This window comes from Enterobacter sp. T1-1, from assembly GCF_000710795.1.
In the GTDB taxonomy this organism is placed as follows: Bacteria; Pseudomonadota; Gammaproteobacteria; order Enterobacterales; family Enterobacteriaceae; genus Enterobacter; species Enterobacter cloacae.
In genome coordinates this window covers 95,814-118,912 of record NZ_JALW01000016.1, presented here as the reverse complement: position 1 = coordinate 118,912, position 23,099 = coordinate 95,814, and the positions used below count along the sequence as shown (strand labels likewise).

The window sequence follows — 23,099 nt, the reverse complement described above, 5'->3', positions numbered from 1 at the left end:
AGGCGGATCGGCGCGGTCTGGTGCCCTCACCCTGGCCCTCTCCCACAGGGAGAGGGTACAAACATAAAAAACCGCAACGTGCGTTGCTGTTTTGCTTTTATTCCGGCCATAACCACGCTGCGCCGCGCACGCCGCTGGAGTCTCCATGGACGGCTTTGCGGATTGGGGTTTCACACTCGCCGCCGAAGACCCACTGTTTGACGAGAGCAGGCACCGTCGCGTACAGCCGGTCAACGTTGCTCATCCCACCGCCCAGCACAATCACATCAGGATCGAGAATGTTCACCACATGCGCCAGCGATTTCGCCAGGCGCATTTCGTAGCGGCTCAACGCCAGTTCCGCCACGGGATCCTGCTCCTCAACCAGACGCATGATCTCGTTACCCTTAAGCGGCTGACCGCTCAGGCGGTGGTAATCGGTGGCAAAACCGGTGCCGGAGATAAACGTCTCAATACAGCCCTGTTTTCCACAGTAGCACGGCACTTCAGTACGGTATTTAAGTTCGTCTTCATCCATCCATGGCAATGGGTTATGTCCCCACTCGCCCGCCGTACCGTTACCGCCAATATGCGCACGCCCGCCGAACGCCACACCGGCCCCGCAGCCGGTACCGATGATGACAGCAAAAACGGTCTGGGCACCCGCCGCCGCACCGTCAATCGCCTCTGAGACCGCCAGACAGTTCGCATCATTTGCCAGACGCACCTCGCGCTGCAGACGCGCGCTCAAATCTTTATCAAAAGGCTGGCCGTTGAGCCAGGTGGAGTTGGCGTTTTTCACCACCCCGGTATAAGGCGAAATGGACCCGGGAATGCCCATCCCGACGGAGCCGGTCTGTCCTGTCGCCTGCTCTGCCATCTCAACCAGCCGGGCAATCGTCTCGATAGTCTGGTGATAATCGTCGCGCGGCGTGGGCAGGCGGTGACGGAAAAGCTGCTCCCCCTGCTCGCTCAGTGCGATAACTTCAGTTTTGGTGCCGCCCAAATCAATCCCAATACGCACAAGACTCTCCTCATTATTTTGATTATCAACAGAGTAGAAGCACGCTTCCCGATTAGCAATGCAAGCGATGCGACAATTCGTTATCATGCCCGCTGATTTAACGACAAGGCCGTGGAAATTATCATGCTGTGGTTCAAAAATTTGATGGTTTACCGTCTCAGCCGCGACGTTTCGCTGCGTGCAGAAGAGATGGAAAAACAGTTAGCCGCTTATACCTTTTCCCCTTGCGGAAGCCAGGATATGGCAAAAACCGGTTGGGTTCCGCCAATGGGTTCACAAAGCGATGCCCTGACCCACGCCAGCAGCACGGGTCAAATCATCGTTTGCGCCCGTAAAGAAGAGAAAATCCTGCCCACGCCGGTGGTGAAGCAGGCGCTGGAAGCGAAAATTTTTAAGCTTGAAGCCGAACAGGGCCGCAAGCTGAAAAAGACCGAAAAAGATTCCCTGAAAGACGAAGTGTTGCACTCCCTGCTGCCGCGCGCGTTTAGCCGCTTCAGCCAGACCATGATGTGGATCGATACCGTCAACGGGCTGATCATGGTGGACTGCGCCAGCGCCAAAAAAGCGGAAGATACGCTGGCCCTGCTGCGTAAGAGCATCGGCTCTTTGCCGGTGGTTCCACTGGCGCTGGAAACGCCTATCGAGTTAACCCTGACCGAATGGGTTCGCAGCGGCACCGCAGCGCAAGGGTTCCAGATCCTCGATGAAGCCGAACTGAAAGCCCTGCTTGAGGATGGCGGTGTCATCCGCGCGAAAAAGCAGGATCTGGTGAGCGATGAGATCGCCGTCCACATTGAAGCAGGCAAAGTGGTCACTAAACTGGCGCTCGACTGGCAGCAGCGTATTCAGTTTGTGATGTGTGACGATGGCTCTGTTAAGCGCCTGAAGTTCTGCGATGAACTGCGCGATCAGAACGAAGATATCGATCGTGAAGATTACGCCCAGCGCTTTGATGCGGACTTTATCCTGATGACCGGCGAGCTGGCCGCGTTGATTCAAAATCTGGTAGAAGGCCTCGGCGGCGAAGCGCAGAGATAATTTCGTCTCAACCTGACCCTCTCCCCAACGGGGAGAGGGAAGAAGATTATTTCAGATAGCGGCACAGATAAGAGGTCGGTTCAGCAACCTGCAGATGGAACTCACTGTGGCCAGGGACGTTGAAAACTTCGCCGGCAGAGTAAACTTTCCATTCCGTTTCACCCGGCAGTAAGACGTTAAGCGCACCACTTACCACCGTCATCTCTTCAGCTTCGGCCGTACCAAAGGTGTATTCCCCTTCAGCCATCACGCCGACACTGGCGCGGCCAGTGCTGCTGCTGGTAAAACCAATGGATTTCACTTTACCGGAAAAGTATTCGTTACTTTGAAGCATGAACTGGCCCTTATATTTTTAGATAAAAATTCACTATAGGGGCCATGCTCATGACCTGTCACGCAAAATCATCAGGTAAGGAGTTCTGAGGCCAGACGCGCCATCAGAACGTTCGACAACAGTACCGGCACATCCAGCGCTTTTTGCAGTAGATCGCGGTGATGCTGGTGGAACCCCAGGCAGTCGAGGATCAACACATCGGCCCCGCGCTCCAGTAGCTCCTTCCCGGCCGCAATGAGTTTGGCCTCACTGTCCCAAAAGGGATTGGCCAACGCATACAGGGGCGTTTTTTCAAGCACGTGCCATTTTGCTTCCTGGTTGTCCATGAGTTCTTCAATGGGCACAATCACACCCACCTGGTGTCCGTCCACAATGGATGCCACCAGCGGCGGAATGATTCGCATCGGCTCGAGTAAAATCGCATTACGCGCCATGAGTCCCTTAATGGGAGCAGTACTCATCAGCAAAATAACGTCATACTCTTGATTATCGAGCACTTCTATTACTGCCTGCAGCGAGCGCTCAATTTTCTGTCGTGAAACATGCGCCAGTTTACCGTCGCTTAATAACGTCGCCAGGGGATCCTCCCCCGCCTCTACAGCGTAGTCCTCCATGACCTCTTCCCGGCTCATCTTCCCCAGCAGGCTGAGATGCGTGATCTGTTGTTCAGATACATGCTCGGTTAAGAGCGGTAACACTTCGCTTACAGGGACCACACCAATAGTGATGATCGCCAACGTTGCCTTCATCGTCTTCGCCTTCCATTACTACAAAAACTTATTACACAGGTACAGGCTCACTACGCTGCACAGTTCGTTTTTTCAACAAAACAGCACCAAGCGTAGCAGGTGATCTCCATCCCGAAATGTAAAGATCACCTGCCGGTAACGGAGCTACCTGTAATAACTAAATATTAACTCCTGCTTAACATTAGCGATGAGTAAAAAGTGTGATTCAGGCACGGTATTGGAGCGTTTAGGAAAACATTCATGACTTATCGGGATCTTCGTAGCGCCGTTTCGCATCCAGCGCTTCCTGTTCAGTCTCATGTTCACTGATGAGAGAGTCGGGTTTAGGGTGATCGGCACGCAGTTGATACCAGGTCACGGTTTGATCGCCATTGCCTTTTTCAACGGTAACAATACGTGCTTCACGCGGATAGGGAGGTCTGGTTGGCATAGCTCATCCTTTTTTTATGTCAGAGCTATAAGTATAGACGGCGGTTAGCTGGCACAAGCCAAACGCAGGGCGGTAATAATCTGAATCACAACCTCTTCGGGCGACGCGGAAGCATCCACCACGTGATGTGCCGCTTCGCGGTATAACACATCGCGCTCCGCCAGCACTTCGCTCACCTCTTCGCTGAGCGGTCTGGAGGTCAGCGCAGGGCGTTGCCCCTCTTCCGGAAACGCTTCCAGACGCCCCACCAGCGCAGCCACGGGTGCACAGAGATAAATCACAATCCCTTTTTCGCGCATAAAGCGGCGGTTATATTCCGCCAGAATAATTCCGCCGCCTGTGGCAATTACCGCATCGGGTGCCGTTACCGCTTCCAGCGCGGCCGTTTCACGGCTGCGAAAGCTCTCCCATCCCTCTTTTTCGACGATATCCGCGATGGTTTGTCCGGCCTGCGTCTGCAGCCAGTGGTCGGTATCAACAAAATGACGTTGACAGGCACGCGCCAGCTCCAGGCCAACGGTGGTTTTCCCACAGCCGCGGGGGCCAACTAAAAAGATGGGTTGGGTCATAACCAGGTGTTTCCCCTTGATGCCGAATGGCTGAAGAGTGTAAAGAAATAATTGCAGAAGATGTTGCGTTTACTTTACTGCAAAGCGGTACGGAATGACAACCCTGTCACTGCCATACTGTACCACATATTGACAATGATTATCATTTAGCAGTGCGACGTTTCACTTCCAGCAGCCACTTATCCAGCTCTGCGGCAAACTGCTGGCGGTCACGTTGAGATAAACTGTCTGGCCCGCCGGTCTGCACACCGCTGGCGCGAAGCGTATCCATGAAATCGCGCATGGTCAGTTTTTCCCGGATGGTTGCTGGTGAGTAACGCTCCCCGCGCGGGTTCAGCGCTGCGGCGCCCTTTTCCAGTACCTCTGCGGCCAAAGGAATATCCGCCGTGATCACCAGATCTTCCGCGCTGCACAGCCGTACGATCTCGTTATCCGCCACATCAAAACCGGCAGGAACCCGCAACGCACGAATGAATCGGGAAGACGGTACGCGGATATTCTGGTTTGCCACCAGCGTAAGCGGCATCTGAACACGCTCGGCAGCGCGGAACAAAATCTCTTTAATCACATTCGGACATGCGTCCGCATCAACCCAAATCGCCATAATGTCTCCCCTATTGATACTGGCGACTATTGTCGCCTGCATTTCGTTGTTAAGCTATCAATCAGAGAAAACAACGCATAACGACGGAGAAACGTGATGGATAAGAAAATCGGGTTTATTGGCTGCGGTAACATGGGCAAAGCCATCCTGGGTGGCCTGATCGCCAGCGGGCAGGTCCTGCCGGGTCAGATTTGGGTCTATACACCATCACCGGATAAAGTCGCGGCGTTACGTGATGAGTATGGTATTAACGCAGCCGAAAGCGCGCAGGAAGTGGCCCAGGTCGCCGATATCGTCTTTGGGGCGGTTAAACCGAATATCATGATCAAAGTCCTGAGCGAGATCACCTCCAGCCTGAATAAAGACACGCTGGTGGTGTCGATTGCCGCAGGCGTGACGCTCGATCAGCTGGCCCGTGCACTGGGTCATGACCGTAAAATTGTTCGCGCAATGCCCAATACCCCTTCGCTGGTCAACGCCGGGATGACCTCCATCACCCCTAACGCGCTGGTGACCACGGAAGATGTGGCCGATGTGCTGAACATTTTCCGCTGCTTCGGCGAAGCGGAAGTGATTGCCGAATCGATGATCCATCCGGTTGTGGGCGTGAGTGGTTCTGCTCCTGCGTATGTCTTCATGTTCCTGGAAGCGATGGCGGATGCTGCGGTGCTTGGCGGTATGCCACGTGCGCAGGCCTATAAATTTGCCGCACAGGCGGTGATGGGCTCAGCCAAAATGGTGCTGGAAACCGGTAAGCATCCAGGGGAACTGAAAGATATGGTCTGCTCGCCTGGCGGTACCACCATCGAAGCGGTGCGTGTGCTGGAAGAGCGCGGGTTCCGTGCGGCGGTCATTGAAGCGATGGCGAAATGCATGGAAAAGTCAGAGAAGCTGAGTAAGTCCTGACCAAACTAAGCCGGATGTCAGGCGGCCACCTCGGTACGTCCGCGTCCGGCATTTTTGGCTTTATAAAGCGCGATATCTGCCGCTTTTAACCATTCGCGGTAGTGGGCAAACTGTGTTCCCCATGGCGCAACCCCCACGCTGATGCGAAGCCGTTCGTTCGGGGCACAGGGTAACGACAGTTTTTTTAACCGCTCGTGGACACGGGACATCGCCGCAATTGCACTTTCTGCCGGGGTCCCGGACATGATGATCGCGAACTCATCGCCACCGAAACGGCCAATATAATCCCCGGCCCGCAGCGTCATCTGCAGTTGACGAGTGATAGCAATGATCGCTTCATCGCCCACATCATGTCCCCAGGTATCATTGATGCTCTTGAAGTGATCGATATCGATAAGCAGGATAGTGGTCTGACCATGATCCCGTCGGCACTTTTCATACTCCATCCGCAGCAACGTTTCCCAGTGGCGCCGGTTATAAACGCCCGTCATGCCATCGCGGGTACTCATCAGCTCAAGTTTTCGCTTATTTTCCGCCAGGCGAATGGCCGTCTGATGGCTCACCCAGGCAAAGAGTATTGGGTAGATCATCAAGACCGGCAGCGTCAGCCACCACTCCAGCGATCCGGAAGAGAGCACCACAACATTTCCGGTTAGCTTCAGCGTCACGACAGCGGATAACGTGGTTATGGCAATGCCTGAGAGAAACAGGCGACAGCCGCCGGATCCCATCATATTCATGCCCATCATCATAACCAGCGCAGCCGATGGCAGAGCGTTCACGCCCATCAGGCCAATCCAGATGCCGGTAAAAATAGCGTCGATCTTCAGATTGAAGATTTCACATTGATAAGGTTGAGATGAACGGCAGGTGAACTGCCAGGCAAGATGCGGCCAGATAAAAACCCAGCTCACCAGTAATAACCACCAGCCGCCGGGCAGAAAATGCGTTACCAGCACACCGGCAACAGGAAAAAACATCGCCGCCAGACCCACAATCCGCCCCAGCCGGACGCGCCGGGCAAAGCGTATGCCGGTACGGTGCGCGTCATCCTGAGAAAGGTTTTGAAGCCACTCTTCCCCAATACGCTCTTTATTGTAAAAGTTTTCGTCGTTCATCATATTTTGGGAATATTCTGAAACATTTTCCCAAATTATAGAGAGGGGGGATGCGGAGAAAGTATGAAATTTCGGGTGAGTCACCGTAAGGACTCACCCGATAGGACTATGCCTGTTTCTTCAGACAACCACTCATAAACTTGCTGCGATCGTCGCCTTTCAGCATTTGTTGCGTGGCCTGAGCGTTACATTCACGCATTTTTTGCTGCTGCGGCGTCAGGCTTTTTTCATCTGGTTTGGATGCACCATTTTTGAGGCAATCGCTCATATATGTCTTACGGGCATCCCCTTTCAGCGCTTTTGCTGTCGCCTGTTGGTTGCAGGTTGTCATACGCTGCTGTTGAGGTGTTAAGGTTTTCTCTTCCGCATGCGCTGAGGCGATCAGGCACAGGCCGGAAAACAGGGTAACCAGTATTGTTGTTTTCATTGCACCATCCTTTATGTGAAGTTCCACATTAAGTCTGGTTCGTTGCGGGAAAAAAACCACCCTGCGACAATGATTTTCTTCGGGTTTATGCATTATTTCATCTCTGGCGCGGCACGCTGTTCATTACCCGGTTTCGCCTGACGCGTTAGGGTATTTAATAGCGAGAGGCATGAGATGAAATAGAGGCTCTGTTTAAATTCTTTTCTCCCAGTGCGAAGGCCAAAAATAAAAACAGAGCGACGACAGGCATCCTGCATGACCATTCTATGACAGGCCATTCTCTTTCAGCAGGCTAGCTGCGAGGATGCCTTAATAGCTTCTTTACGTATTGCTGAAGCATCTCCGCATCTTCAGCGGGGACCAGCGAATCGGGGCGAGCCTTGTCCAGCGCGCTTTCTACATTATCGATTAACGCCTGTTGCTGCGGTTGTGTCATTTGTCGGAGCAACGCCGTAACGACAATTTCCAGCGCCTCGACCTGGGCGACCAGTTCTTTTGACTCTTCTTCCTTTTGTGCAAGCTTGACCAGCAACTCAGCAATGAGATTTTTCATCGTGCTATTTCCTTATGCGTTTTTTCTGAACTTAGCATTCAGAATGAATAATGCAAAGAGGAGAAAAGTATTATCTTATGCAAAAGTGATGCTGCTGCCAAAATAAAGATGAATGGCAAGCAGCGAAACGTTTTTCTCTTTAGAAAAAGCCGCATTTAGTTATATAAAAATGCGGCGACCATAAGAATATATAATACATTCCGACAGAAAATTAACGCGCTGCTCTCGTCTGCTCTAATTGGCGACGGCGTCTCAGCGCAATCGCCAGCTGGATAATATTGATCAACACCACAATCGCCGTGGCCGCAAATACCCAACGAAAACCGGCCATCGCCGAAACGGATGCGCCAATAAGCGGACCGGCAACGTTACCTAAATACATAAATGACTGGTTATAGCCAAAAATACGCCCTGTCACCTGGTCACTTGAATATTTCACCAGCAAGGTCTGCACCGCAGGTAACATGGCGCCATCGGCAAAGCCGAGCAGGAATCGCAGCACGCCGAGCTGAAGCGGTGAGGTGACGAACGACATCGCAAAAAAGAGCACCACGGCAAAAATCAGCGTGGCCATCAGGATACGCGCCGTACCGATCCTGTCGCCCAGTTTTCCCAGCCGCGGCGCAGAGATTAACGCCGATACGCCCGGCACGGCAGCAATCATCCCGCTGAGAAACGCAATATTGCTGCTGTCTGGCTCCATCGATTTTATAAACAGCGCCAGAATCGGGCCTACCGAACCATTACAGAGCTGGATCACCATGGTGGTTACGAACAGGCTTATCATCAGCCCGGGATATGGCAGCGAGGCGAAGACCGCTTTGCCGCTCAGGCGTTCAGATTTACTGACAACCGGGCGCCCCCCCTCCTTGATCAGAAACAGCGTCACCAGAAAACTGATCACCAGCAGGATAGCGGTAATGAAGAAGACGGCGCGCAACCCTACGTGGTCGGCCAGAAAGCCGCCTAACAACGGGCCGCCGATAACGCCACTGATCTGTGCGGTGGAGAGCGTACTCAACGCCCAGCCGCTACGTTCACGCGGCACCTGTGAAGCGACCAGCGCCATGGCGTTCGGAATATAGCCGGATGTCAGCCCCATGATCGCCCGCAGGATAAACAGCTGCCAGACGTTAGTGGCAAAGGCCTGCAGCAGGATGGCTATTGCCATTCCCAGCGAAGCGCGCAGCAGCATCAGTTTGCGCCCTTTTCGATCCGCCAGGCTCCCCCACATGGGTGACACAATGGCGGAAACCAGAAACGTCACGCTGAACGTCAGCCCCGACCACATGGAAAGGGCTTCATGCGAGGTCACACCCAGCTGCGAGACGTACAGCGGCAGAAAGGGCAAAATCTGGCTGATGGCCAGCCCGGTGAAGAAACACCCGAACCAGACCGAGATGAGGTTAACTTTCCAGGATTCCATAAAAGAAATAGTCTTCATTTTTAGGCAAATGCGCCGACAGATTAGCAAGTTACCGGCATCTACGCCGTGCCAGAGATGCGGCCTTGCTGACTTTGGTGTTTTATCTTCCCAGTCATCATATTTGTGAAATATGTCACAAATCATCCAATTTCTGGCGGAAGATTATGCTTTAGCGGCAGAGTCCAAAGCCGCGCATTCCCAGATGGAAATGGTTGGCGTGCGCCGCGTTATACTCCGGCCCCAGGCCGTTCCCGTAGTAGCCGCAGCTCGCCGTCAGCAGCGCCTGTAGCCACGGCTGCGTTTTGGTCGATCTCCAGCCGTGCAGAATGGTGACTCGTTCACCGTTCGCCAGCCGAAACGCGCTGATATCCAGCGCCTCTGCCGTGGCATGTTCGCTGCGTCTTGCATCAGGGCGGTGGTAAATATTGCGACAGGCGTAGCTGCCCAGGTGCTCAATGCGCACCAGCTCGCTTCCGGTCCAGGTTTTGGTGAGTGGCCGGGCCTGCTGGCTGACAAACAGTGCAGAACTCAGCGCCAGCGGGCAGCTGGCAAGAAAGCTGCTGTTCAGGCTGACCGGCCCGAAGTCACGCACGCGCACCACGTTGTGAAGGGGGCATGCTCCGGCGCTGTCGGCGACAGGCTGTGTGCGAATAAGGGCCTTATGATTGGCCTGCGATAACAGGCTGGCACACGCCTCGGGGGTAAGGCGCCGCAGTTTGTACTGAGTAATTGGGCCTGGCGGGTCGTCAAGCGAGAGCGGCGTAAAAGGGTTGTAGTGAGACGGCAACCAGCGGTAACCCACCGTTGCGACTGCCACCAGAATGAAAACGATCAGCAACGTTTTGCCTTTCACACTCCCCCCTCTTTACTCCCAAAACATTATGGCAGAAGGTCGCGAAACCCGCAGGGCATCGTGGTATGTTATTGGCTTTTCGTCAGACTGGAAGAGAGTGAGATGGCAAAGCAGCGCGTAGGTATTGTCTTTGGGGGAAAATCAGCGGAGCACGAGGTTTCATTGCAGTCGGCAAAAAATATTGTCGATGCGATTGATAAAAACCGTTTCGACGTAGTGCTGCTGGGCATTGATAAACAGGGCCAGTGGCATGTGAACGATGCGAGCCAGTATCTGTTAAACGCCAACGATCCGGCACATATCGCCCTTAATCCTTCTGAAATCAGCGTCGCCACCGTCCCTGGCGTAGTGAAGGGGCAACTTATCGACGCCGGTAATGCGCAGGCTCTTGCTCAGATTGACGTCGTGTTCCCAATCGTCCACGGCACGCTGGGTGAAGATGGTTCGCTGCAGGGTATGCTGCGCATGGCTAACCTGCCGTTTGTCGGCTCCGATGTGCTGGGCTCCGCCGCCTGTATGGATAAAGACGTCACCAAACGCCTGCTGCGCGATGCCGGGCTGAACGTTGCCCCGTTCGTGACACTCACCCGCGCCAACCGCGATAAATACACCTTCAACCAGATTTCCGCCCAGTTGGGTCTGCCGCAGTTCGTGAAGCCTGCGAACCAGGGCTCCTCCGTTGGCGTCAGCAAAGTGACAAGCGAAGCGCAGTTCACCGAAGCCGTTCGTCTGGCTTTTGAGTTTGACCACAAAGTCGTGGTTGAGCAGGGTATCAAAGGCCGTGAAATTGAGTGCGCGGTGCTGGGCAATGATTTCCCACAGGCAAGCACCTGCGGTGAAGTGGTGTTAAACAGCGATTTCTACTCTTACGACACCAAATACATTGATGATAAAGGCGCTCAGGTCGTCGTGCCGGCAAATATCGATCCGGCCATCAACGATAAGATCCGGGCGATCGCCATCAACGCCTATCAGGCTCTTGGCTGCTGCGGCATGGCGCGTGTGGATGTGTTCCTGACGCCAGATAATGAGGTGGTGATTAATGAAATCAACACTCTGCCGGGCTTTACCAACATCAGCATGTATCCAAAACTGTGGCAGGCCAGCGGTCTGGGTTACTCTGAGCTGATCACCCGTCTGATCGAACTGGCGCTGGAGCGTCACGCCGCTGACAGCGCACTCAAAAGTTCAGTAAACGGTTAATCGGTTCTTTTCACCGTCTCCGCCTCATCCGCTGTCGTCTCTTCCGGACGACGGCGGATAATTAACCCAGCCAGCCAGAAACTGATCACCCAGGTCACCAGCCCGACAGCATAGGTTTGCCATCCTTTGGCTTCAAACCCCAGCAGCCCTACGACACCGTTAAGAATAAAGATCAGCCCGATAGCAAAGGCGTAGTAGTGCCAGTCACGGCGTAGTTTGGACGTGAGCTTCATAACAACTCCGGCAGGAAAAAAAGACATCCTCTCACAGTTTTACGATCGGGTCTGTGGCAGATGCGGAAAATCTGAAACACGACGCAATTTCAGTTAAGTAATGAATTTGTGATGTGCTGCAGAAATCGACAATCCAGGAGAATTCCGCAGGGGAAATTACCACGATTCTGATATTGACAAATGCTATGACCTGTCAAACTCACCGTGTGCGAAGCGTATTAACAGAGTGATATTTCCGGAGGTCTTTATGGCTGACTTTACATTGTCGAAACCGATTTTTGGCGGCACACCACCAAAAACCTCCACTGCGGGTAATATTGCGTATGCCCTGTTTGTCCTGTTCTGCTTCTGGGCAGGCTCTCAGCTTCTCAACATGCTGGTTCACGCGCCTGGCGTCTATGAACATCTGATGCAGGTGCAGGATAACGGACGCCCACGGGTTGAGATTGGTTTGGGTGTGAGCACCTTGTTTGGCCTTGTCCCCTTCCTCGCGGGTTGTCTGATTCTCGGTGTTGTCGCGTTAGTCGTACGCCTGCGTCGTCGCCATTAACGTCCCATACAACGAGCCCGACGATCGTCGACGCGTTTGGCGAACCATGCCGTTGTCAGGTTACGCGTGATTTTCGGGCTTTCCAGTTGAATACCCGGCAGGATTGCCCGCGGTAACGCTTTTCCACTCTTCTTCTCGGCCAGCGCGAAAACCTTGTTGTAGAGATCCGTCTTCTCGAACGCCAGGCTATCCCCTTTCTCCAGCTGACGGCGAATGTCGCTATCGCTCATGCCAAGCGTTGTTGACAGTTTGCGCACCGCCAGTTCCGTAGTGCCCGCCTTGCTGCTGCCGTAGGCGATGAGATCGCCGTCCAGCGCCAGTTTCACCCCGCTGGCACGGCTGACCGCACTCTGAAACGCCGCGTTTCGGCTGGCATACCAGCCCGCGTTAAAGTCAGCAAAACGGTACAACGGCTCGCTGTAGCTCGCCGGATAGTTCAGCAGATGGTACGTGCCAAACCACAGTCCGCCACGCAGGGAGAAGACTTCCTGGCGCACCGTCCCGTCGATTTTCCATGGATAGCCGTCCGTATGCTGCTCGGCAAACGCAATGCTGACTTGCATCGGGCCGCCGGTATGCACCGGATTAAGCGAGCCGAACAGTTTCTGCCCCATCGGCACCATATTGATGAAATCATCAAAAATGGCGCTGAGCTGTTTCTCGGTTTTCACCGTGTCCAGCCGATCGCTATAGCTTTTGCCGTTTGGCGAGGTAATTTTAAGGGCGGTATGCACCAGGAACACAGGGATATGCATCGATTCCGCGCGACGGTCGATCTCTTTCCAGGCAATTTTGTTCAGCCCCGGCACCACCGGGTCTGACTGGTACATCGACTCCTGCTGCGCCACTGCCAGCACCGAGCAGATATTCTCCTCGGTAGGGGCAATTTTCTGACTTTCAAAGGTCTTCGCTAATGCCTCGGCCCACGCATTGCGGTCTTTCACCGTAGAGGGCATTTTTTGCCGCACCACGCTCGCCACATCTACAGGTTTCTCACCTTTTTTAAGCGGGACGGCCCCTTTTTCGGCACACCCCGCCAGCACGAGTGCGGCGAGTAAAGAGAGCGATAATGTACGCGGTACGGCAAAAGACATAGCAATTCCCTGTTTTAGCTAAATGTATTGGTGACTTCCTGCAGATCCCGATCGTCCAGCTCGCGTTCAAAGCTGCGCAGACGTTTGTAGATGGACATCAGTTCCACCAGCGTGGTCCAGGAGCTAATCAGATACTGGAACGACCCGCGAACCTGACCAAATACGTTGGTGATCTGAGTCATCAGACCCAGCGTTATCGTACCCGCAACAATGGACGGGAACAGCAGGAACAAACCGAAAACGTTATCCACCTGCAGATACAAAATGCGCGCAATGTTGAAGTACATATAGTGGAAGTAAAGACGGAAATAGTTGCGACGCACGGCGCCAAACAGTTCACGTACGGTTGGCGGCGAGGCGCGGTTGGCGTCATCTTCACCATACACCAGCTCTTTACGATACGCCGCTTCGACGCGCTGATTTTTAAACTCCAGCCCAGGTAGCTTGATCCCCACCACGGCCAGCAACCCCGTTCCCATTAATGACCAGACAATAGCGGCAATCACCAGGCCATACGGCAGATGACCAACAATCGGCAGGTCCGGCACGTGCGCCGAGAGCGTCACCAGCACCGGCAGGAAGGCAATCAGGGTCATAATGGCATTGATAAAGCTCACGCCCATGTCTTCAAGGGTCGAGGCGAAACGCATGGTGTCTTCCTGCACACGCTGTGCGGCGCCTTCGATATGACGCAGGTGTTGCCAGTGCGCCATATAATGTTCGTTCATCGCGGTACGCCAGCGGAAGACGTAGTGGCTGACAAAGAAATTGTTCATGACGCCAATCACTACCGCAATAAGGGCAATACCGAGGAAGATGCCAACTTCATGGTAGAACTGATTGATAGTCACCTTATGCGGTGAACTCAGCGCACTCTGGATCAGATCGTAGAACGGGGCATACCAGGCGTTAACCGCCACCCCCACTTCCACCAGAAACCAGGTGACAAAGATGATCAGCGACGTGCCCAGAATCGACCAGTATTGCCAGCGATGTGGCGAATAGACAAACCAGAACAGGGCAAAGAGCCCTACGCAGACCATGTAGTAGGCATAAAACAGCAGATAGCTCAGCGACCAGAAACGCGCCGCGCTAATGGGAACCTCGCCCGTCGCGCCCGTGATGCGCGTCAACCACGCTCCGCCGCCGGCCTGCCAGAAAATGACAGCGATCAGTGCCCAAATAAATGCCGACAGGAAAAATGGCCCCGGCTTTGGGAAAAAAGACTTAAACATGATACATCCTTCTTGTTGTTATGGCTGTTGCTGTGCTCAACACATCACCACACGAAAATCTTGCCTGGGCCAGGTGCCTGGCGCAGGCAAAAAGGTCAGACCCGAGGGTTTATTATTAGTTCGCTTTCCAGTTTTCAAGAATTGTTTCGGTGCGTTTCACCGCGGGCGGGTTTGCGGGCGCAATGAAGTTGCGCCAGACGTCGTTGTAGTGGTTAATCAGAATGCGGGCTTCGGCCGCCGGGCGATTCGCGGTGGTATGCGCATCCTCCGCCACGGTGATGTGGTAGCCCCGGCTGACGCCATTCTTGAACGTGGCATCGACACAGTAATCGGTGGCGCAACCGCAGATGACAAACTCCCGGATCCCCTGCTCGCGGAGCAGCGTTTCAAGCGAGGTGTTATAGAACGCATCGCAGGCCGTCTTGGTCACGTAGAGGGCATCAGCAGGCTGATGCAGTTCTGGCAGCAAGGCAAACCCGTCACTGCCCTCTTCCAGACCGCCAGGCTCAGTATGCTGAATAAAAATCACCCGATCGGCTGCCTGCGTAAGCTGATTGATCAATGAAACACATTTTTCACGCTGATGACGAGGCGTTTCGAACACCCCCTGCTGCATATCGACAACCATAACTACACGCTTTCCGGACATACTCTTCTCCGCAAGATTGAGTAACACAGCCCTCTATCATAAGGCCGATGTCACAAAATGGGAGACTGACAGTAAGTAAATTCTTCTGATTTACTCGCAGTTACGTTTTTCTGGTTATCGTTATGTAATTCGGGGCATTGCACCGTACGGTTTAGTAGTATAAATACCCATTACTTTCCTCATTCACACTATGGATGCTTTTCGTTGAAACGTTGTCTGCTCTTTTTCGCCGCGCTGTGTGCGGTGAGCTTCTCAACCGCCCAGGCAGCCCAACCGCTGACGGCGCCCGTTCTGGCATCAGATATTGCCGATCGCTACGCGAACCTGATTTATTACGGCAGCGGCGCGACGGGAATGGCGATGGTCGTCATCGACGGTAATCAGCGCGTGTTTCGCAGTTTCGGTGAAACGCGTCCCGGTAATAATGTTCATCCGCAGCTGGATTCCGTCATCCGCATCGCGTCCCTGACCAAGCTGATGACCAGCGAAATGCTGGTGAAATTGCTGGACCAGGGCGTGGTGAAACTCGACGATCCGCTCAGCAAGTATGCTCCGCCGGGCGCACGTGTCCCGACGTATCAGGGGACGCCGATAAGGCTGGTCAACCTGGCAACGCATACCAGCGCCCTGCCTCGCGAACAGCCAGGGGGTGCGGCGCATCGCGACGTTTTTGTCTGGCCAACGCGTGAACAGCGCTGGAACTACCTGAGCAAAGCCACGTTGAAGTCCGCGCCCGGTTCTCAGGCCTCTTACTCCAACCTGGCGTTTGACCTGCTGGCCGATGCGCTGTCGACGGCAGCGGGCAAACCGTATACGCAGCTGTTTGAAGAGCAGATCACGCGCCCGCTGGGCATGAAGGACACCACCTTCACCCCATCACCGGATCAGTGCCGCCGTCTGATGGTCGCCGAAAAAGGTGCCAGCCCGTGTAACAACACGCTGGCAGCCATCGGCAGCGGCGGGGTTTATTCCACCCCTGGCGACATGATGCGCTGGATGCAGCAGTTCCTCTCATCAGACTTCTACTCACGCAGCCATCAGGCCGACCGAATGCAGACGCTGATTTACCAGCGCAGCCAGTTGCACCGCGTGATCGGTATGGACGTGCCGGGCAAAGCCGACGCCCTCGGTCTGGGCTGGGTATATATGGCACCTAAAAATGGCCGTCCGGGCATTATTCAGAAAACGGGGGGTGGTGGAGGATTCATTACCTATATGGCAATGATCCCCCAGTCCAACGTAGGCGCTTTTGTGGTGGTCACCCGCTCGCCAAATACCCGTTTCGTCAATATGAGCGATGGGATCAATAACTTAGTGGCTGAGCTCAGCGCCAATAAAGCCCAGGTGCTTACCGCCTCCGTCCAGCCTTAATATTCCGTGGGCAAACGGTTGATGCTAACCAGTTTGCCCCGGCTCATATTGATGTAGTTACCCTGTCGAAGCGCAGCGAGCACCTCAGCCACAACCGAACGCGAAATGCGCGTACTTTGTTGAATATGATTCATCACACCAATTTTTGAGCGCAGGGTTTCATCCCATTCGGCCATATTCAGCAGCATGGCGCGGATTTGGTGATAGGAGTTATTTCCTACCAGTTGCCTGTCCCGCTTTTCCAGAATGGATTTAATCCAGGACAGCCAGCAGAAAGCTTCTTTCCAGAGAGAACTTTGCTGAATAAGCTGCAGAGAGGTCGAAGCAGGTAAATAAAAGCCTGTGCACGGATTTTTGGCAACGACCCGATATTCCTTGCTGTAATCAAGCATGCCTGCAGTCAGCCCCAGAATAAAGGGCGCAGTAGCAATGCCAATCAGCAACTCGTCTGAACGGCGATAGATTTCAATAACGCCGGTCTGTAATACAAAGGTGCTGGGTTCATCATTATCATCATTTGAAATAATCTGCTGGGGAGCAGATTTAAATGGGGTACTGGCTACTTTCAAACACTGTTCGAGCCGGCTTAATTCAGAAAGTGGTTTCGCATTAACTTTCATGCAGACCTCTGGACATCCGTATTTGTCGGTTCAATATTATTTTTTTTAGATGACAAAGCGGGGGATATATTCCCCCGCTTTTATACTTTACCAGGTATATTTCACACCCAAATTGGCGCCCCAGTTCTGGTCAACGTCGCCGCCGCCCAGGTAAGTGGCATCCGTGTACGCACTGAAGTTTTTGGTGAAGCTGAACTGTGTGCCCAGGCCCACACGCACCGCAGAGCCTTCAACGCCGTTATCAATGCTGTCGCCATTCACGTTCGCATTGTTATCAGCATCGTCATACACATATGCCAGTTTGACGTATGGCGTCAGAGCCTGATCGCCGCCGTAGTTGAAGGTATACCCTGCGTCGACACCGAGTTCATAGCGCAAGCTGTCGTAAGACTGGCCATCAATTCGCATGTCGTTGCTCAAGCGGTAGTCGTCACCCGACTGGAACAGCCCAGACACTGCCGCATAAGGCGTGACGTAGCCGGACAGGTTTGGTTTCCAGTCATAACCCAGTTTCATACCGAAACCAACCGCATCTGTCGTGGTATTACCGTCCACGTACTGACCGTTACTCATGGTCGCGGAGAGATCGTTATTGAAGCGGGTGTAGCTCAGGGAGCTGTCGAGGAAGACATCGTTGGCAAACTTCGCAGAGGCATAGATCATCGCCGTCTGGCTATCCTGATCAACCTGACCGGTACGATCGCTGATATCACCCTTCGCGAAACCTGCCGCGCCACCCACGATCCACTTCGCGTTGTTACCGTCAATCTGCGTATCCAGACCAACCATAATCCCGCTTACGTCCTGATCGTAGCTGATAACACCATTGTCAGCGTCAAAGTTGCCGCCGAAGTAGCTCACCCACGCCCCGCCGTTATCGGCCAGACCGTGACGGCTGTTAGTCAGACGGGTTCCAACGGTATCCTGCTGCAGATCCCAGATATTGGTATTCGCTGACGGAATGCTCAGCGCCATATTGGCGTAGTCAGTCAGCGCTTTCTGCTGCAGAACAACCGTGTCACCCTTCTGCTGCGCCTGGTAGGTATAGGCACCTAAATCGGCTTTGTTTGCTGCCGTAAAGCGGGCCGCAGTGTCTGCGTTATTGTCATAAACGCGGATGATCTCTTTGTTTTTATAATCAGCAACAGAACCGGCGCCGGTCGCATCGTCGATACGCACGGTGTAGTTACCTGCCACATCACCGTTCACCGCCAGATGACCGTCTGAGTTAAGCGCCACGACGCCATAGTCGTAATCTGCTTTGCTCTTGTCGTTGGTGATAAAGCGGGCGTTGTTCAGATCGCTGTTCAGCACGTAGTCACGGCTGGCAACGTTCAGCACACCGCCATCGGTCAGCACCATGTTGTGCGTGTCCACCTGACCCAGGCCCAGTGCCAGTTCCGCACCGTTGTCGACGGTGATGGTGTTGGCATACAGTTCAGCCGTTTCTTCCGTCAGCGCGGCACGGCTATAGCTGTCCAGATACAGGCTGTCTGTCGCCACTGCACCGCTGTCGCCAATATTCAGGGTAGAGGCGTTGGTCAGGGTGATGGAATCCGCCAGCAGGCCAGAGTTTTCAACATTGACCTGCGACTGGTTATTCACTGCCAGCGTGTCGATGTTAGACAGTTTGCGGGTATCCCACTCTGAACCGTTGTTCAGGGTGACGTTGAACAGACCGCTCTGGTAGACCTCTTCACCTGCAACGTGACCGTTGGTGTCGTAGGTGGAATCAGGCCAGATGCTGTTTGGCGACAAGGTTCTCCAGTCAACGCTGCTGTAACCCTCACCATACATCTGCGCGGTGCCGATCGCTTCAACGCTGGATTGTGCAGCGCCAACCCATTTGCTGCCGTTGGTCAGTGTAACATCCAGCTTATCGGTACCATCCCAGCCGTTGGTGGTTGGGTTATACACACCGTCTTCAGTGGTATCGGTTGCCGGGTCGCCATTCTCGTAGAAGTTATTGTCGAAGGTGCTGGAGAACAGGATATCGCCGGTAACGGTAGAGTGATCGAAGGTGGCGGTGGTTTGCATAGCGTTGTCAGACGCGCTGGCCGCGACGATCAGTGCCGCGTCATCTGCGCCGGTCGCGTTGGTTTCACCGTAGTCGCTCGGCTTCGCGGTTTGACCATAGAACCCGCTGGTACCCAGATCGCTGTATGCGCCAGAGGTCAGAACAGAGTCTTTGACCACCAGGGTGTTAGTAAAGACATTACTGCTATCCGCAACGCCTTCAACGCCGTCATACGGGGTATTGTCCAGCTCATGGTAACCCTGAGTCAGCGTGATACCTGCAACGTGGGAGTTGTTCTGGATAACAATATCCGATTCCACATCCAGCGTAATCGCATTACCCAGTCCGTAGGTATCCAGATAGTGGGTTTCGGTGTTGTCACCATTGAGAACATCATACGCATAATGCTCATAGGTATCGTTAATGGTGGAGTGATCGACGGTCAGGCTAAAACGATCGTACTGCGTATGGGTCGTGCCGTCCGTATCAACCCCATCAGCACACGTGGCGGTCATGCACTTTGAGGTGATCATGCCATTAATGGTGCTGTTAGAAATGCTCAGCGCATTCGCTCTTCCATTGACACCATCGTCAAGGTAGTACGTCGAAATAACACCGTTCACCGTTGACTTATTAATCACCGGATAAATATCACCGTCGTGGGTGGCATCCGAGTAATCCCAGTCAGCGTAGCCATAATACCAGGGTGTTGATGCTGTATTATCATATCCGAAGGTATTATATGTGGCACCAGAAATATCTTTCGCATTGGCCTGAGAAGCGATAGCCAGGGTGCAGGCTAATGCAAGTTGTGATACAACCAGTTTCTTTTTCCATGTTTGCATTGGGTCATCCCTCCTCAGGGACGTAAGCAAGTTTGTCCATCAAATCATTTGGCAACATTGTATTGCGGAGGGAATTATGCATTTTCATTTCGAAAAGGTTCAATGAATGATTCCATTAAGTCCGTATCCAGACTAATAACATGAAAAAAATGCAACGACATTAAAAATTATAAATAAACACTATAAAAACAGCGAATTAAAATCATCTGACATAAATATAGAAAATATAATAAAGAATAATAGATCATTATTAATGATGTATTTACTTCAATTTAGAAATAGCACCAATATCTCGAGCGTTTGAAAAACAGGCTGACGCTGGTTATATATATTGACCATGTGAAACATCGCAACCCCCATTTCGCATTAACAAAAAGCCTACTTTCGTAAAACCCTCTCCCCCACTTTCATGTACACTAGCCTTCTTTGTTCCACAAACGTCAGGCATATCATGACCGATTTAATTGCTCGTCCCCGTCGTCTGCGCAAGTCACCTGCACTGCGCGCTATGTTTGAAGAGACAACACTGACCTTAAACGATCTGGTGTTGCCGATTTTTGTTGAAGAAGAGATCGATGACTACAAAGCCATCGACGCCATGCCAGGCGTGATGCGCATTCCGGAAAAATATCTGGCGCGTGAGATCGAACGTATCGCCAACGCGGGGATCCGCTCGGTGATGACCTTTGGCATCTCCCACCACACTGACGCTACCGGCAGCGATGCCTGGAAAGAGGACGGTCTGGTCGCCCGGATGTCGCGGATCTGCAAAGAGACCGTGCCGGAAATGATCGTCATGTCAGACACCTGTTTCTGTGAATATACCTCTCATGGCCACTGCGGTGTGCTGTGCGATCACGGTGTCGATAACGACGCCACTTTGCTGAATCTCGGCAAGCAGGCGGTGGTAGCTGCAGCAGCCGGTGCGGATTTCATCGCACCTTCCGCTGCCATGGACGGGCAGGTTCAGGCGATCCGCCAGGCGCTTGATGCGGCCGGATTCACTGATACCGCCATCATGTCCTACTCCACCAAGTTTGCCTCTTCGTTCTACGGTCCGTTCCGTGAAGCGGCCGGTACAGCGCTGAAGGGCGATCGCAAAACCTATCAGATGAACCCGCTGAACCGCCGTGAAGCCATCCGTGAATCGCTGCTGGATGAAGCCCAGGGCGCAGATTGCCTGATGGTGAAACCGGCTGGCGCGTATCTGGATATCCTGCGCGACATTCGCGAGCGCACCGAGCTGCCGCTGGGTGCATACCAGGTGAGCGGCGAGTACGCGATGATCAAATTCGCCGCGCAGGCGGGTGCGATCGACGAAGAGAAAGTGATCCTGGAAAGCCTGGGCGCGATCAAACGTGCCGGCGCGGATCTGATCTTCAGCTACTTTGCGCTGGATCTGGCCGAGAAGAAAATTCTGCGTTAATCCGCTTTAGCGCCGGGTGGCGGCTTCGCCTTACCCGGCCTCCTCTCTGCGCTAATCTTCACCAAACTGCAATACAACCGACATCTCTCCCTTCTACTGTCTGAGCAAGACGGCAGGAGGAGTAACCATGTTTAGTCTCGATAGCGTTCTCGACGACCTTTGGCCTCAGGCGAGGCCTGCACCCTGGCAAAAAAGTCTGTTAAAAAGACTGTTCTACGAAGAAGAATTCCAGCAATTTGCCGCGACACACCGCCATCTGAAAGGCCTGGATATGGTGGAGCAGGTTCTGGAGCACCTCGATATACTCTGCACCGTTTCCGCCCGCGATCTCGAACAAATCCCTGAACATGGCCCGCTGGTCATTATTGCCAACCACCCAACCGGAACGCTGGACGGGCTGGCGCTGATGTATGCCGTTTCCCGTGTACGGCGCGATGTGAAAGTCGTCACTAACCGGATGCTGACCCACCTTGAACCGCTTAGCTCGCTGTTTATTCCGGTGGACAATATGGGCGGCAGAACGGCAAAAACGTCCCTGATGCAGATGGAACAGCATCTGCAAAACGCAGGGGTGCTGATCTTCTTCCCGGCGGGAGAAGTGTCCCGTCCTACGCGCAAAGGGATCCGCGATAAAAAATGGCACCCCGGCTTTATTAAACTCGCCAGTAAGCTGCGCGTACCGCTGCTGCCGGTGCATATTCAGGCACACAACAGCCTGCTCTTTTATGCCAGCACGCTGGTGTCCCCCACCGTATCGATGCTCTTACTGATGCAGCAGATGTTCCGCCGCCGCCACAGCCAGCTACCGATAAAGATCGGCCAGCAGATAGCCTGGCATCACTGGTATAGCACAACCCTTTCATCGCGTGAGATGGCCGAGCAGTGCCGTCAGCACGTGATACGTCTTGGCAAGGGAGTACCTGGCGTCTTTAAAACCCAATGCGCCATTGCCCGTCCGGAAGACCGGGCCACGCTGAAGCGCGAGCTGGCCCAGGCCGAATGTCTGGGCAAAACCAGCGATGGCAAAACCATTTATCTATGGCAACGCAACGGGCAGGAAGAGGCTCCCCTGCTGCGCGAGCTGGGACGCCTGCGCGAGGTCGCGTTTCGCGCCGTGGAGGAAGGGAGCGGTAAACGTCGGGACACCGACAGTTACGACGATGACTATCTGCACCTGATCCTGTGGGATGAAGACGATCTGGAGATCGTCGGCGCCTATCGCTTTATGCCCACTGCCAGACAGGTCGAGCAACGCGGTCTGGAAGGGCTTTATAGCTACAGTCTGTTCCACTACGACGATAAAATGCAGGACGTGCTGGAACACGGTATTGAACTGGGGCGCAGCTTTATTCAACCGCGCTACTGGGGTCGTCGCGGTCTGGACTATCTGTGGTCCGGTATTGGTGCCTATCTGGCACGTTATCCGCACTACCGCTACCTCTTTGGCCCGGTCTCGATTTCCGGTGGCTTACCGCCTGCCGCACGGGATCTGCTGGTGGCGTTTTACCGCCTCTGGTTCCCGGCGACACATCCCTTAGCCGCGTCACGTCAGCCTTATCCGGCCTCACTGCCGGACGTGTTGGCGCAGTTTGGCGGGGTCGATTACGTGGATGACCTGACGAAGCTGAAATCCCTGCTCGGTAATCTGGGGTGCTGTATTCCACCGCTCTACAAACAGTATTCCGAGCTGTGTGAACCCGGCGGCGTGCAGTTTATCGATTTTGGCAGCGACCCGGCGTTCAACAACTGCATCGACGGGCTGGTACTGGTGGACTTGTGCTACCTCAAGGCAAACCGCTATCAGCGGTATATTGAGGCGCACCTTTAACTGTGCGGTTTTTTGTAG

General features: G+C 53.8%; 24 protein-coding genes. 7 read left to right on the top strand and 17 right to left on the bottom strand.

The annotated features are described in order from the left end of the window. Positions 1-97 precede the first annotated feature (97 nt). Positions 98-1,003: a fructokinase gene (gene mak, locus AK59_RS0107815; RefSeq protein WP_032618450.1), complete on the bottom strand. Its 906-nt coding sequence runs from the start codon at positions 1,001-1,003 to the stop codon at positions 98-100. A gap of 123 nt (positions 1,004-1,126) precedes the next feature. Between mak and rdgC the strand changes: the two genes are divergently transcribed. Beyond that, on the top strand, positions 1,127-2,041 hold the full coding sequence (gene rdgC, locus AK59_RS0107810; RefSeq protein ID WP_013095820.1) for a recombination-associated protein RdgC: 915 nt from the start codon (positions 1,127-1,129) through the stop codon (positions 2,039-2,041). 46 nt (positions 2,042-2,087) lie between these two features. Here the strand turns inward: rdgC and ppnP are convergent, their stop codons facing one another. From ppnP to AK59_RS0107785, 5 genes are all read right to left on the bottom strand, one after another. Next, on the bottom strand, positions 2,088-2,375 hold the full coding sequence (gene ppnP / locus AK59_RS0107805) for a pyrimidine/purine nucleoside phosphorylase (RefSeq protein WP_013095819.1): 288 nt from the start codon (positions 2,373-2,375) through the stop codon (positions 2,088-2,090). A 71-nt stretch (positions 2,376-2,446) separates the two neighbouring features. Continuing rightward, positions 2,447-3,124, bottom strand: a complete 678-nt coding sequence (locus tag AK59_RS0107800; RefSeq protein ID WP_013095818.1) for an AroM family protein — start codon at positions 3,122-3,124, stop codon at positions 2,447-2,449. Between the two features lie 238 nt (positions 3,125-3,362). Then, entirely contained in the window at positions 3,363-3,554 is a 192-nt protein-coding gene (yaiA, locus tag AK59_RS0107795) for a protein YaiA (RefSeq protein WP_013095817.1), read from the bottom strand. 44 nt (positions 3,555-3,598) lie between these two features. Then, on the bottom strand, positions 3,599-4,123 hold the full coding sequence (gene aroL / locus AK59_RS0107790) for a shikimate kinase AroL (RefSeq protein ID WP_029882461.1): 525 nt from the start codon (positions 4,121-4,123) through the stop codon (positions 3,599-3,601). Positions 4,124-4,265: 142 nt separating this feature from the next. Next, the gene (locus tag AK59_RS0107785; RefSeq protein ID WP_029882460.1) at positions 4,266-4,727 is read right to left on the bottom strand and encodes a YaiI/YqxD family protein; all 462 of its coding nucleotides are present in this window, start codon (positions 4,725-4,727) and stop codon (positions 4,266-4,268) included. A 96-nt stretch (positions 4,728-4,823) separates the two neighbouring features. Between AK59_RS0107785 and proC the strand changes: the two genes are divergently transcribed. Further along, on the top strand, positions 4,824-5,633 hold the full coding sequence (gene proC, locus AK59_RS0107780) for a pyrroline-5-carboxylate reductase (protein WP_013095814.1): 810 nt from the start codon (positions 4,824-4,826) through the stop codon (positions 5,631-5,633). 17 nt (positions 5,634-5,650) lie between these two features. Here proC and adrA read toward each other — a convergent pair whose 3' ends face one another. From adrA to AK59_RS0107755, 5 genes are all read right to left on the bottom strand, one after another. After that, a complete protein-coding gene (adrA, locus tag AK59_RS0107775; RefSeq protein ID WP_029882459.1) occupies positions 5,651-6,754 on the bottom strand; it encodes a diguanylate cyclase AdrA in 1,104 nt (367 codons plus the stop codon). A gap of 103 nt (positions 6,755-6,857) precedes the next feature. Then, positions 6,858-7,178: a phosphate starvation-inducible protein PsiF gene (gene psiF / locus AK59_RS0107770; protein ID WP_013095812.1), complete on the bottom strand. Its 321-nt coding sequence runs from the start codon at positions 7,176-7,178 to the stop codon at positions 6,858-6,860. Between the two features lie 292 nt (positions 7,179-7,470). Then, positions 7,471-7,731, bottom strand: coding sequence for an anti-adapter protein IraP (gene iraP, locus AK59_RS0107765; protein WP_013095810.1), 261 nt, complete (start codon positions 7,729-7,731; stop codon positions 7,471-7,473). Positions 7,732-7,942: 211 nt separating this feature from the next. Further along, entirely contained in the window at positions 7,943-9,157 is a 1,215-nt protein-coding gene (locus tag AK59_RS0107760) for a multidrug efflux MFS transporter (protein ID WP_029882458.1), read from the bottom strand. A gap of 169 nt (positions 9,158-9,326) precedes the next feature. Continuing rightward, the gene (locus AK59_RS0107755; RefSeq protein WP_029882457.1) at positions 9,327-10,010 is read right to left on the bottom strand and encodes an extensin-like domain-containing protein; all 684 of its coding nucleotides are present in this window, start codon (positions 10,008-10,010) and stop codon (positions 9,327-9,329) included. Between the two features lie 102 nt (positions 10,011-10,112). Here AK59_RS0107755 and ddlA point away from each other — a divergent pair, with 102 nt between their 5' ends. Next, the gene (ddlA, locus tag AK59_RS0107750) at positions 10,113-11,213 is read left to right on the top strand and encodes a D-alanine--D-alanine ligase (protein WP_029882456.1); all 1,101 of its coding nucleotides are present in this window, start codon (positions 10,113-10,115) and stop codon (positions 11,211-11,213) included. On the opposite strand, the gene AK59_RS0107745 is transcribed toward ddlA, so the two are convergent. After that, positions 11,210-11,446 (bottom strand): DUF2754 domain-containing protein, encoded by a 237-nt coding sequence (locus AK59_RS0107745; RefSeq protein WP_013095806.1) that lies wholly within the window; start codon positions 11,444-11,446, stop codon positions 11,210-11,212. The two genes, ddlA and AK59_RS0107745, sit on opposite strands and share 4 nt — an antisense overlap. 247 nt (positions 11,447-11,693) lie before the next feature. Here AK59_RS0107745 and AK59_RS0107740 point away from each other — a divergent pair, with 247 nt between their 5' ends. Further along, complete coding sequence (locus AK59_RS0107740; protein WP_013095805.1) at positions 11,694-11,996, top strand: DUF2755 family protein; 303 nt, start codon at positions 11,694-11,696, stop codon at positions 11,994-11,996. Here the strand turns inward: AK59_RS0107740 and AK59_RS0107735 are convergent. From AK59_RS0107735 to AK59_RS0107725, 3 genes are all read right to left on the bottom strand, one after another. Further along, positions 11,993-13,090, bottom strand: a complete 1,098-nt coding sequence (locus AK59_RS0107735) for a DUF1615 domain-containing protein (RefSeq protein WP_029882455.1) — start codon at positions 13,088-13,090, stop codon at positions 11,993-11,995. The genes AK59_RS0107740 and AK59_RS0107735 overlap by 4 nt on opposite strands. A 14-nt stretch (positions 13,091-13,104) precedes the next feature. Next, positions 13,105-14,325 carry a peptide antibiotic transporter SbmA gene (sbmA, locus tag AK59_RS0107730; protein WP_013095803.1) on the bottom strand — a complete coding sequence of 407 codons (1,221 nt, stop codon included), beginning with the start codon at positions 14,323-14,325 and terminating at the stop codon, positions 13,105-13,107. 115 nt (positions 14,326-14,440) lie between these two features. Further along, positions 14,441-14,974 carry an isochorismatase family protein gene (locus tag AK59_RS0107725; protein WP_029882454.1) on the bottom strand — a complete coding sequence of 178 codons (534 nt, stop codon included), beginning with the start codon at positions 14,972-14,974 and terminating at the stop codon, positions 14,441-14,443. A 204-nt stretch (positions 14,975-15,178) separates the two neighbouring features. Between AK59_RS0107725 and ampH the strand changes: the two genes are divergently transcribed. Further along, the gene (gene ampH / locus AK59_RS0107720; protein ID WP_013095801.1) at positions 15,179-16,345 is read left to right on the top strand and encodes a D-alanyl-D-alanine-carboxypeptidase/endopeptidase AmpH; all 1,167 of its coding nucleotides are present in this window, start codon (positions 15,179-15,181) and stop codon (positions 16,343-16,345) included. Here ampH and AK59_RS0107715 read toward each other — a convergent pair. Both AK59_RS0107715 and AK59_RS0107710 read right to left on the bottom strand, forming a co-directional pair. Further along, positions 16,342-16,965, bottom strand: a complete 624-nt coding sequence (locus tag AK59_RS0107715) for a helix-turn-helix domain-containing protein (protein ID WP_013095800.1) — start codon at positions 16,963-16,965, stop codon at positions 16,342-16,344. The two genes, ampH and AK59_RS0107715, sit on opposite strands and share 4 nt — an antisense overlap. 87 nt (positions 16,966-17,052) lie before the next feature. Next, positions 17,053-19,827: an autotransporter outer membrane beta-barrel domain-containing protein gene (locus AK59_RS0107710; protein WP_029882453.1), complete on the bottom strand. Its 2,775-nt coding sequence runs from the start codon at positions 19,825-19,827 to the stop codon at positions 17,053-17,055. Positions 19,828-20,278: 451 nt separating this feature from the next. Between AK59_RS0107710 and hemB the strand changes: the two genes are divergently transcribed. Both hemB and AK59_RS0107700 read left to right on the top strand, forming a co-directional pair. Then, positions 20,279-21,253 carry a porphobilinogen synthase gene (gene hemB / locus AK59_RS0107705; RefSeq protein ID WP_013095798.1) on the top strand — a complete coding sequence of 325 codons (975 nt, stop codon included), beginning with the start codon at positions 20,279-20,281 and terminating at the stop codon, positions 21,251-21,253. Positions 21,254-21,380: 127 nt separating this feature from the next. After that, positions 21,381-23,081: a lysophospholipid acyltransferase family protein gene (locus tag AK59_RS0107700; protein ID WP_029882452.1), complete on the top strand. Its 1,701-nt coding sequence runs from the start codon at positions 21,381-21,383 to the stop codon at positions 23,079-23,081. Positions 23,082-23,099: the final 18 nt, after the last annotated feature.